The 10,091-nt window shown below is 67.4% G+C and carries 7 protein-coding genes; 2 read left to right on the forward strand and 5 right to left on the reverse strand.

Going from position 1 to position 10,091, the window contains the following annotated elements:
• Positions 1–58 precede the first annotated feature (58 nt).
• Complete coding sequence (locus Q0C42_RS07345) at positions 59–847, forward strand: WecB/TagA/CpsF family glycosyltransferase (RefSeq protein WP_295074115.1); 789 nt, start codon at positions 59–61, stop codon at positions 845–847.
• The gene (locus Q0C42_RS07350) at positions 840–1,808 is read left to right on the forward strand and encodes a glycosyltransferase family 2 protein (protein WP_295074124.1); all 969 of its coding nucleotides are present in this window, start codon (positions 840–842) and stop codon (positions 1,806–1,808) included. The genes Q0C42_RS07345 and Q0C42_RS07350 overlap by 8 nt, the downstream gene beginning before the upstream one ends.
• 3 nt (positions 1,809–1,811) lie before the next feature.
• Here Q0C42_RS07350 and Q0C42_RS07355 read toward each other — a convergent pair whose 3' ends face one another.
• The 5 genes from Q0C42_RS07355 to Q0C42_RS07375 form a co-directional block, all read right to left on the reverse strand.
• Positions 1,812–3,152: a hypothetical protein gene (locus Q0C42_RS07355; protein WP_295074126.1), complete on the reverse strand. Its 1,341-nt coding sequence runs from the start codon at positions 3,150–3,152 to the stop codon at positions 1,812–1,814.
• A 6-nt stretch (positions 3,153–3,158) separates the two neighbouring features.
• Entirely contained in the window at positions 3,159–3,767 is a 609-nt protein-coding gene (locus tag Q0C42_RS07360; protein WP_295074128.1) for a polysaccharide biosynthesis/export family protein, read from the reverse strand.
• 167 nt (positions 3,768–3,934) lie between these two features.
• Positions 3,935–4,894 (reverse strand): hypothetical protein, encoded by a 960-nt coding sequence (locus Q0C42_RS07365; RefSeq protein ID WP_295074130.1) that lies wholly within the window; start codon positions 4,892–4,894, stop codon positions 3,935–3,937.
• A complete protein-coding gene (locus Q0C42_RS07370) occupies positions 4,888–5,532 on the reverse strand; it encodes a 4'-phosphopantetheinyl transferase (protein WP_295074132.1) in 645 nt (214 codons plus the stop codon). The genes Q0C42_RS07365 and Q0C42_RS07370 overlap by 7 nt, the downstream gene beginning before the upstream one ends.
• Complete coding sequence (locus Q0C42_RS07375; protein WP_295074134.1) at positions 5,529–10,082, reverse strand: MupA/Atu3671 family FMN-dependent luciferase-like monooxygenase; 4,554 nt, start codon at positions 10,080–10,082, stop codon at positions 5,529–5,531. Before Q0C42_RS07375 ends, Q0C42_RS07370 begins: the two co-directional genes overlap by 4 nt.
• Between the last annotated feature and the right edge of the window lie 9 nt (positions 10,083–10,091).

Here is a 10,091-nt window from a genome sequence, read left to right on the forward strand (position 1 = left end):
AAGTCTGGATCATGACCAGAGACTTGTGACGATAGAATGGCATATGGAGACCGGGATTTTGAATGACCGTGCCGACGCAAGTGCCGATGCTTTGGCACTGGTCAATTTCCCGACTGAGGTCGCCCTCTTGGCCGATGTTGAGGCGCGACTCACTGCGGGGCAGGGCTTCGCCATTGCGACCTTGAACCTGGACCATGTGGTGAAGATGCGCGGCAATCCAGGCTTTCGCCGGGCCTATCTGGCGCACAGTCATGTGGTGGCGGACGGCAATCCCATCGTCTGGCTTTCGCGGCTGGCCGGGCGCGGTCAGGTTGCGCTGGTGCCGGGGTCCGAACTGATTGCTCCGATGGCGGCGCTGGCGGCACGATTGGGGGCGCCGCTGGCTTTCCTTGGGTCTACCGAGCCGGTCCTGCAGGCGGCGACGGCAGCCCTGCAGGCGGACTATCCGAGGTTGAAGGTTTCAGCCTGTCTGGCACCCCCCTATGGCTTTGACCCGGAAAGTGCGGCGGCGGATGCGCTGCTGGATCAGGTTGCCGCGTCGGGCGCGCGGATCTGCCTTTTGGCCCTTGGTGCGCCCAAGCAGGAAGTGCTGGCTGCGCGGGGACTGGCGCGGCATCCGCAGCTTGGGTTCTTGTCGATCGGGGCCGGTCTGGACTTCATCGCGGGGCACCAGGTTCGGGCGCCGGTCTGGGTGCGGAAGATCGCGATGGAATGGCTGTGGCGGATGCTGAGCAATCCGCGTCGGTTGGCGCGGCGCTATCTGGACTGCGCGTTGGTCCTGCCCTCGCTGACGGGAAGGGCGATTGCTGCCCGCAAGGGGCGTACTGACGGGGGCGGGCATGGTTGAAGCGGCAAGCGGCCCGACTGTCCTGACGGTGCTGCTGAACTGGCGCACGGCGGAGATGACATTGAAGGCGGCCGAGGCGGCGGCCCGTGCGATGGAGGCCGTTGCAGGCGAAATCGTGGTCGTCGACAACGATTCCGGCGACGGGTCGTTCGAAAGGCTTGCGTCGGCTTTGCAAGACCGCCCGCGGTTCCGGGTCGTGCAGTCGGGGCACAATGGCGGCTTCGGGGCTGGCAACAACGTCGGCATCCGGCTGGGACTGACCGGTGGCGGCAGGCCCGACTATGTCTATATCCTGAACTCCGACGCCTTTCCGGCCCCCGACGCGATCCGCCTGCTTCTGGCGTATCTGGAAGCGCATCCCAAGGTCGGTTTTGCCGGCAGCTATATCCACGGCCCGGACGAAGAGGCGCATCAGACCTGTTTCCGCTTCCCCTCGGTCGCCTCCGAGCTTGAGGTTGCGGCGCGAACGGGCCCGATCTCGCGGCTTCTGGCGCATCGCACGGTAGCCCTCCCGGTGCCCGAGGCGACCGGGCCGGTGGACTGGCTGGCTGGGGCCAGCCTGATGATGCGTGACAGTGTCCTGCGCGACATCGGCCTCTTTGACGAGACCTTCTTTCTTTACTTCGAAGAAACCGATCTTTGCCGTCGCGCGGTGGAAGCGGGGTGGCCTACGCATTTCGTCCGCGAAAGCCGGGTGGAGCATATCGGTTCGGTCTCGACCGGGATGAAGGTCTGGCGTCGGGTGCCGGGCTACTGGTTCGACAGCCGGTGGCACTATTTCCGCAAGGTCGGTGGCACGAAGTACGCGGCGGCGGCGACGTTGGCGCATCTGGCAGGAGGGCTGATCCTGCGGTTCCGTCGTCTGGTGCGGCCCAGCATTCCGCCGGGCGCGCCACATTTCATGCGGGATCTTGCCGGTCACGCGGTCCGGCAGCTTGTGCGGCCGGCTCGCAAGGGCTGATCGTCAGGGACGGACCTGGAACTCACGGCTGAGTGCGACAAACACGCTGGGAGACCGTGCCCGTCCATCGATATCGTCCCGCACGGCGTAGTTGACGCCGGTGGCGAGGTTCCAGTCCTGGGTCAGGCGATGGCTGTAACCAGCGCCGAATTCGATCTGTTCGATATCTTCGACGGCGGAGTTGCTGGTTTCATAGCTGACGTCCAGCGAGATCGAGGAGATGTCGCTGACGTTCTTCAGCCAGGTGACGGTCACGGCGGAACTGTCGACCTCGCCGTCGTCTTCGTCGAAGCCGACGCGGTGGTAGAGTTCAACGCCCAGCGATCCGTCCGGCAGGGTCCGGTTCCACAGCAGCAGGCCGATCAGATCTGTGCCGGTGGTATCCGCCCGCGTCAGCCCCAGACGGGCAGAGATCGTGTCGCGCGGGGTTTCCAGATCGCGGCCGATTTCCAGGCTTTCGCGCTGGCCTTCGTCTTCGTCGGTGGTGACGCGGAGAAGGCCCGAGACGGTGCCCACGGCAAGGTCATAGGTTGCGCCAAGCCGCAGATCGGGGCCGGTTTCCCGTTCGATCACATCGAAATCCTCGGTCTCGATCTCGGCGTAGCCAATCTCGGCGCTGAGGTCGAGCCGCGGTGTCACCGAGTAGTCAAGTCCGACATAAGAGATGGTGGTCTCGGTGACGGTCGTGCCGGGGGTCTCTTCCTCGAGTTCGGAATAGCGGGCGCCGATCCGGCCTGTCGCCACATCCGAGAAGCGCAGGACAACCGCCGCGTCGGCGCGGACTTCGCTGGTGTCGACCAGGTCAGGGTCGGTCACGTCCTGGTAATCCGTGGCGGCGTATTCAAGGCCCAGGGCAAAACCCAGGACCGAGGTGCGGCCGGTCTCGATCCGGGCAAACGCCGAATAATCGGTCTGAGTGCCGGATTCGTCCGAAGCGGCGAGGTCTTCGAAGCTGCCGACGTCGTCGCTGCGCAGTGCCGCGCCGAGTTCCAGCAGGGCGGAGGGGACTTCGCGGCGATAGTCCAGCGCCACGTCCGACCGGCCGAAGTCCAGTTCGGTGCCTTCATCGCCTGCGGCGGCGTTCTGGATGATGGCCGCACCGGAGGCGAGGAACGACAGCCGGTCCAGTGCGGTTTCGCTGATCAGCCCGAAGGACAGGCTGGTCACGTTGGCGACATCAGTGCCCTCGGCGGGGACGGACAGCGACTCATTTCGGACGACCTCAAGCCGGTTCTCGAACCCGAAGGTCAAGAGGACGCCGCCGTCCTGCGCCACTGCGATAGCGGGCGACAGGACTGTGGTGATGGCGCAGAACCCGCCGAACGCGATACCTGACCGCCGCATTCCCGCTTACTCGAACAGCTTGCGCTGCGGGATCACGATGACGTCGCCGCTCATCAGGCGGGTCGCCCCGCCGCCAGCCGCGCCACGTTCGATCGCATCGAGGTCGAACTTGTAGACCTGCTCGGCGCCGGACTTGTCGACGCGGCGCAGTTGCACGCGCTTTTTCGCGGCGAAGGGCGACAGACCACCCGCCTGGGCAAGTGCCTGCAGCAGCGTGGCGCCCGGCTTGACGTCGACCTTGCCCGGCGTGTTCGCCGCGCCAAGCACGTAGACGTCCATCGTTGGGGCGGCACGTTCGGTTGCAGGAATCCGTTCCGCCAGAGCGTTCAGCGTCACGAAGACGGTGGGCGCGGTGGCGAAGTTCGGGGCGAGGCGCGCGGTCAGATCTTCCTGCACCTGGGCCAGGCTGCGGCCCGCTGCGCGGATCGAGCCGACAAGCGGCAGCGAGATCTGTCCATCGGGCAGAACGATGGCGCTGCGGTTCAGCGTGGCGTCCTCCAGAACCTCGATCTGCAAGACATCGCCCGAACGGACGCGGTAATCCTGGGCCCATGCGGTACCGGCCAGAATCGGCAGGATGAAGACAAGGGCAAGCAAGCGGCGAAGGATTGGCATCTAAAAAACTCCCTAGCGACCGACAAAGGCGGGGCGCAACTGCTAAGGCCTAACAGTATTTGCCTGTTGCGCCTTCGGAAAGAGGAAATGCACCAGCTTTCGGGCGGAAACGCGGTCAGGACGCGACATGCCGAGCGTTTGAGCGCAGGGGTGGCGCAAATGCCACATCAGGCGGAAAGGCCCGACAACCCAAGGCTGTAAACAACCGAGCGTGTCACCTCCTGCATCAGACGGGCGACGTCGGGGTCGGGCGCCACGGCGGGCGCGCCGTCCGCCCGGGTCAGCGCTGCGGGAAGGCCCACCGGATCGGCGTGGTAGAGCGTCGCATAGTGGACGAGGGCGACCAGATAGTTGCCCAGATCGTTAAGGTGGATGGGGTCCAGTTCGCCCTCGGCCGAACGCTGGAAAAGATCGGTCCGGTCCCGCACATTGCCGACCCCGCCGCGCGCCTCGACGTCGCGGACGAAGGCGGCAAGCACCTGTCCTGCCGGTATCAGCCTGATCTGTGCGGTTTCGGGCAGATCCTTCAGTGCCGGGCCAAGCACGCGCGACAGCCAGTAGCGGTCAAGGTCGCGGTCGAGGCGTTCAAGCCAGCCCTCGGGATCGTCCAGCGGATGCCAGGTCTCATACAGGAAGAGCCGCACATCGGGACGGGCGGCAATGGCTTTTTCCGCCCAAAGCGCCAGATAGCGCGGGCTTTCGTAATAGCGGATCGAAGCGCGGATCTCGACCATCTCGGTCAGGACGATCGCGTCATAGTCGCCGCTTGCCGCGGCTTCGGCGGCCGGGCGGAAGCGGGGATGGGCGTTTTCGGCCTCGAAGCCGTTGATCGTTGCATCACCCCAATGCGCCTGCAAGGTCGTGCCCCAGCCAAGCTGGCTGTCATAGCTGTGCCCGAGGGGAGCAAGCTGGGCCAGCATCGCGGGCATGTCGCGGTTCACCAGGCTGTGGCCAAGATGGAAGACGTTAAGCGCCCCTTGCGGTGCGGTCAGCGGCCCGGCGATCCGCGCGCGGACCGAAGCGGCCGAGGGCGGGCGGGTCAGCGCCCAGTAAAGCGACCCCGCCACCGCAGAGCCGATCCCCGCCACGCCTGCCAGAAGTGCGATCCGCCGCGTCATCTTTACCATGCCACCCCCGCAAGAATCACGCCGTCGACCACGGCAAGGCGCCCCGCAAGGACTTGCTCTGCCCGGAACGGCCCGACACTTGCACGGAACTGGGCATCGAAGCGGCCTTCGGCAAGGGTGATGTCCAGCATATCGAAGCCGAACATGGCGCGCGCGTCCGCAGGTTGCGCCTTGAAGACCGCCTCCTTGGCGCAGAACACCTGCCGCACCTGCCGCCCGATGTCCCCTTGCAGCCGCGTCAGCTCCCCCTCCTGGCAAATGACTGGCCAGAGCGCCTCTTCCAGCGGCGCGTCGGGCTCCAGATCGACGCCAAGCGGTGCTCCCATCCGGCCCACCGCGATGGCGAGGTCGGCGTCATGGGCGATGGACCCGGAAAGGCCCGGTGGCCAGATCGCGGCGCGGTCGGTGCCCATCGGCAGGGCCGCGGGTGGGTGGCCAAGGCTGGCCAGCACCCTGCGGGCGGCGATGCGGCCGGCGGTGAATTCGGCCAGCCTGCGGGGAACCGCCCCGACCATGGCGGTCCGTTCGTCCGGCCATAGGGTCGTCGCGTCGGACATCGCTGTCCGCTCGACCGCCACGGCGACCCCGGCCGGAAACAGCGAGCGGAGCGCCGTCTCGACCGCGGGCGGATGGGTCATCCCAGGGCCTTCTCCCGCGCTTCGCGCATCGCACGGCGCCGCGCCATCGCGTCCATCCGGGTATCGCCCGCAGGGTCGGTCTGGGCGGCAGCGGCGGCGACGGGTGCCGGGACGGCTGCCGCAAGGGGCGCGGTTGGGGCCTGGATGGTCTTGCCCAGATGCGCGGCCAAGGCCGAGACAACCGGGAACCGGAAGATGTCGGTGATCGCAAGCCGGTCGGAGTTCAACGCGACCTTCATCTCGCGGTGGGCCTGCACGGCAAGGAGCGAATGGCCGCCGAGCGTGAAGAAGTTGTCCGACCGCCCGACCTGCGGGACACCAAGAACGCGGGCCCAGACCGCGGCGATGGTTTCCTCGATCCCGCCTTCCAGCGCGACGGGTTTTGCCGCAGCCGCTGGGACCGCCAGCGATGGTGCGGCGAAGGGGGCTGGAAGCGCCTTGCGGTCGACCTTGCCATTCGGGGTCAGCGGAAAGGTGTCAAGCTTGACCACATGGGCAGGGACCATCACGTCGGGCAGGTGCTGCGCGAGGTTGGTCTTCAGTGCCGGTTCGTCGACCGGTCCGTCCGACGTGACGTAGGCCACCAGGCGCACGTCGCCCGGCTGATCTTCGCGGGCGATGACGACGGCCTGACGGATCCCGGCCACAGCTTCCAGTGCGGTTTCGATCTCGCCCAGTTCGATGCGGTGGCCGCGGATCTTCACCTGGAAGTCGGCGCGACCGAGGTAATCCAGCTTGCCGTCCGGTCGTTTCCGGACAAGGTCGCCGGTGCGGTACATCCGGCCGGTCCCTGCGAAAGGGTCGGGGCGGAAACGGTCCGCGGTCAGGTCCGGGCGCTGGAAGTAGCCCTGCGCCACACCCTCGCCGCCGATCCAAAGCTCGCCTTCCTTGCCATCGGCAACCGGGGTCTGTGCGTCATCCAAGACATAAAGCGCCGTGTTGGCAATGGGTTGTCCGATGTTGACCACGCCCTCGGCCCCGGTCGTCGCCTCAACCGAGGACCAGATCGTCGTCTCGGTCGGACCGTACATGTTCAGAACCGGCGCGCCGATCAGGCCGGACAGATCGCCCGCCAGACGGCCCATCAAGGCCTCGCCGCCGACCAGCATCCGTTTCAGACCCTTGAGTGCTGCACGGGCACCGTCGTCTTCAGCCAGCATGCGGGCCATCGAGGGGGTACATTGCAGATGCGAGACCTTGTGGCGCTGGATGAGGCCCGCCATCGTGGCGTCATCCTCGGCGCCCGAGTTGGTGAGGCGCAGCACTTCGGCCACCAGTTTCAGCCCGTCCAGCACCACTTGCGTCGGGATGCCGTAGTCGATCAGGCAGGCGACCTCGTCTACGTCGATGGCTTTCAGCTCTTCGACCCGCCTCACCGCGTCGTCGACTGTGCCGAACAGGCCCGAGTCGTCGAAATAACGCAGGAAGGCGAAGTCGAGGATCGCCTCCAGTTCATCTTGCGCAAGGCTGCCGAGGTCGATGTCCATCGGGTTGGCCACCCCCTGCGGTTTCTTGAAGGCGGGGAAGGCCCAGGCGTATTGCTTGATCAGCGCTGCGGCGGAACGGAGGTAGTTCTTCATCGGCTCGCGCGCGACTTCGCGGGCGGCTTCCCGGTCCGTCGCGAGGAAAGTGTGCAGCATCAGGGTGACCTTGAACCTGGACGGGTCATGCCCGGCTTCGGCCAGCGCCTTACGGTAAAGCTTCACCTTGTCCGCCACTTCGGTGATGGACTGGCCCAGAAGGTGGGTCAGGACGTTGGCCCCCATCTTTCCCGCCTCGCGCCAGGTTTCGGGGTTGCCTGCGGTCGTGACCCAGGCCGCGACTTCCTTGGACACAGGGCGGGGCTGGGTCTTGACGGCGAAGGGGGCGCCGTCCTTGCGCGGGAACTCCACCGCCTCGCCACGCCAGAGCCTGCGCACCTGGTCGAGCGTGTCGAACAGGGCCTGGCGGTTGGCGGGGGGCGTGTTCTCGGGGCGCAGGACGAAGTCGTCCGGCTGCCAGCCCGAGGCGAAGGCCAAGCCGGCGCGGCCGTTGGTCAGATTGTCGATAATCGCCCATTCCTCGGCGATGCGGGCGGGATGGTGCAGGGGCGCGACGATGCTGCCAGCCCGCACGCCGATGTTCTTGGTGATCGCCGCCGCGGCCGCCCCGGTGACGGCGGGGTTGGGGTAGGGGCCGCCGAAAGCGTGGAAGTGGCGTTCCGGCGTCCAGACCGCGACGAAACCGTTCTGGTCGGCGAACTTGGCGCCTTCCAGCAGAAGTTCGTACTTCGCGGGACCGGGAAGGTCGTCATTGCCCCAGTAGTAGACGCTGAATTCCATCTTCCGCGGGTTGATGCCCGTGCCACCCGATGGCCGTACGCGGGCGGAATCATCGGCAAGAACCACGGTGAACCCGTTGGTGAGCGTCCAGAAAAGTTCGAGCACCGAGATGTCGAAGGACAGCGAAGTGACGGCAAGCCAGGTGCCGGGGTCGGTGCCCAGCACGTCGTCCATGCCCGCGAAGAAGTTCAGCGCGTTGCGGTGGGTCACGACGACGCCCTTGGGGCGGCCGGTCGAGCCGGAGGTGTAGATCACATAGGCCGGATCCTCGGCCCGAGGGGCATCAGCAAGGACAGTCGCGGCCGAGGCGAGGCGCGGGTCGGTGTCAAGGATCAGCAGCGCGGGGCCTTTCGGCAGGTCGCCCGCAACGCTGCTTTCGGTGACGATCACCGGGCAGCCCGAGTCTTCTGCGTAAAGCGCCAGACGGTCTTCGGGGTAAGCGGGGTCCATGGGGACGTAGGCGGCGCCTGCCATCTGGATGCCAAGAGCGCCCGCGACCATGTCGGTCGTGCGGCGGCAGGCAAGGCCGACGAGGCTGCCGCGGACGACGCCCATTTCGCGCAAGGTCGTGGCGATCCGGCCCGCCCGGACGGCAAGGTCCGCGTAGGAGAGCCGGGATTCCCCGGCAATGACCGCCACCGCATCGGGCGTTCGTGCCGCCTGCGCGAGGATCGCGGCCGGGATGGTCAGTGTCCGGTCATAATCGCGGGCGGTTGCCGCCAGCGCGCCGGAGTAGACTGTGGTTTCGGCATCGGACAGGCCGCTTAGTCCGGCAAGGTCTGCGCCGGGGACCATTGCGGACAGGATACGCGCGATCCGAGTGGCAAGGGCGGTGGCCTCGGCCTCGGGCATCCGCGCGGCATCATGCCAGAACGCTCCGTTGACCAGGGTCACGGTGGTTCCTGCGACCGGCGCAGTGCCATCGCAAACCGCAAGGCCGGATGGCAAAAGTGAGGTGAGGCCGGGTTCCCGCAGGGCCAGGTCCGCGGCCAGCCCGCCCGCAAGACGCGCGGAGGCCAACGCGTTCTCGGCCCGGGCCAGGGCGGCGGCCACCTCGCCCGAGGCGTCAAGACGCAGTGGCACCCAGGGCAGCAGATAGCCGGGCGCCGGATTGTGGCCCGAGGCGAAGGCGATGTCGCCGCTGCTGCGGCCCAGGGTCCGGATCGCCGCCAGCGCCAGCCGCGCCGGGTCCGCCGGTGGCAGCGGAAGTTGCCGCCAGTCCTGTGCCTGGGACGGGCTGGACGGAAGGACGGGATCGGGCTTCAGGACCAAGGCGCGCAGACGGGTCTCGGCTTCGGCGGCGGGGGCGAGTGCCGCATCCAGCCGGGCCGCTTCATCCTCGGACGGCGAGGCGAGGACCGGTCCGGCACGGTTGGTGTCGACGGGCAGTCCCCTGAGGCAGGTCAGACCGGAAAGCCGCACTGCGCCCGTGCCGCAGGCCACGTCCAGATGGTCTGGCCCACGGCCGAGCACCGTGCCGGGCAGGCCGGAGCCGGGAATGACAGTGGCCGATCCCACGGCCCAGACCTGATCCGCAACCTCGATCTTGGCGACGGCCAGCGGGTTGCGATAACCGCCGTGATCCAGAGCCCGGACCGTCCGCGCGACCGCCTCGGCCCCTTGGGTGAAGTCCAGCCGCCCCGCCGCCCGGGGCCGGTCCGCGCGGCGCCAGACGTGACGCGGTCCTGCGGCCTGCGGCTGGCGCGGGTGACCTTGGGCCTCCATCGCGGTGATGACATCGCCGAAGCTGTCCACCGCCGCCGCAAAGCAGCGGGCGTTCAGGGTGAAGGCGGTGTCGTCGGCGTCGATGGGAAAGCCGCGGACTGCAAGAACCTCGCCTTCGTCGATCCCCGCGGTCATCAGGTGCCACGTGATCGCGTGCGTCGCTTCGCCATTCAGAAGCGCCCAGACCGGAGCGTTGAGGCCGGCATATCCGGGCAGGGGGCCGTCGTGGAAGTTGACGCCGCCTTGCCGGGCCAGCTGCATCACCGGCTCGGGCACCAGCGCAAGGTTGGCCACCGACAGCACCCAGTCCACGGTCAGGCCCTGCGTCCGCTGGACCAGACCGGCACCCGGAGCGATGACCCGAAGTCCCGCGCCCGAGGCCCAGGCCGCCACCTTCGCTTCGCGCGTGACCACGGCGACCAAAGCATGTCCCCGTTCCAGCCAGCGCTTGCCGCATTCGACCGTCAGGCTTTCATTGCCGATCAGCAGGGCGGTCAGGGTCATGTCAGTCTC

Source organism: Tabrizicola sp., assembly GCF_022842145.1.
Classification (GTDB): Bacteria; Pseudomonadota; Alphaproteobacteria; order Rhodobacterales; family Rhodobacteraceae; genus Tabrizicola.

Excerpts from the sequence above, each read along its gene's own strand:
- Q0C42_RS07350 (WP_295074124.1), top strand. The coding sequence starts at position 840 with ATGGTTGAAGCGGCAAGCGGCCCGACTGTCCTGACGGTGCTGCTGAAC.
- Q0C42_RS07360 (WP_295074128.1), bottom strand. The coding sequence starts at position 3,767 with ATGCCAATCCTTCGCCGCTTGCTTGCCCTTGTCTTCATCCTGCCGATT.
- Q0C42_RS07370 (WP_295074132.1), bottom strand. The coding sequence starts at position 5,532 with ATGACCCATCCGCCCGCGGTCGAGACGGCGCTCCGCTCGCTGTTTCCG.
- Q0C42_RS07355 (WP_295074126.1), bottom strand. The coding sequence starts at position 3,152 with ATGCGGCGGTCAGGTATCGCGTTCGGCGGGTTCTGCGCCATCACCACA.
- Q0C42_RS07365 (WP_295074130.1), bottom strand. The coding sequence starts at position 4,894 with ATGGTAAAGATGACGCGGCGGATCGCACTTCTGGCAGGCGTGGCGGGG.
- Q0C42_RS07375 (WP_295074134.1), bottom strand. The coding sequence starts at position 10,082 with ATGACCCTGACCGCCCTGCTGATCGGCAATGAAAGCCTGACGGTCGAA.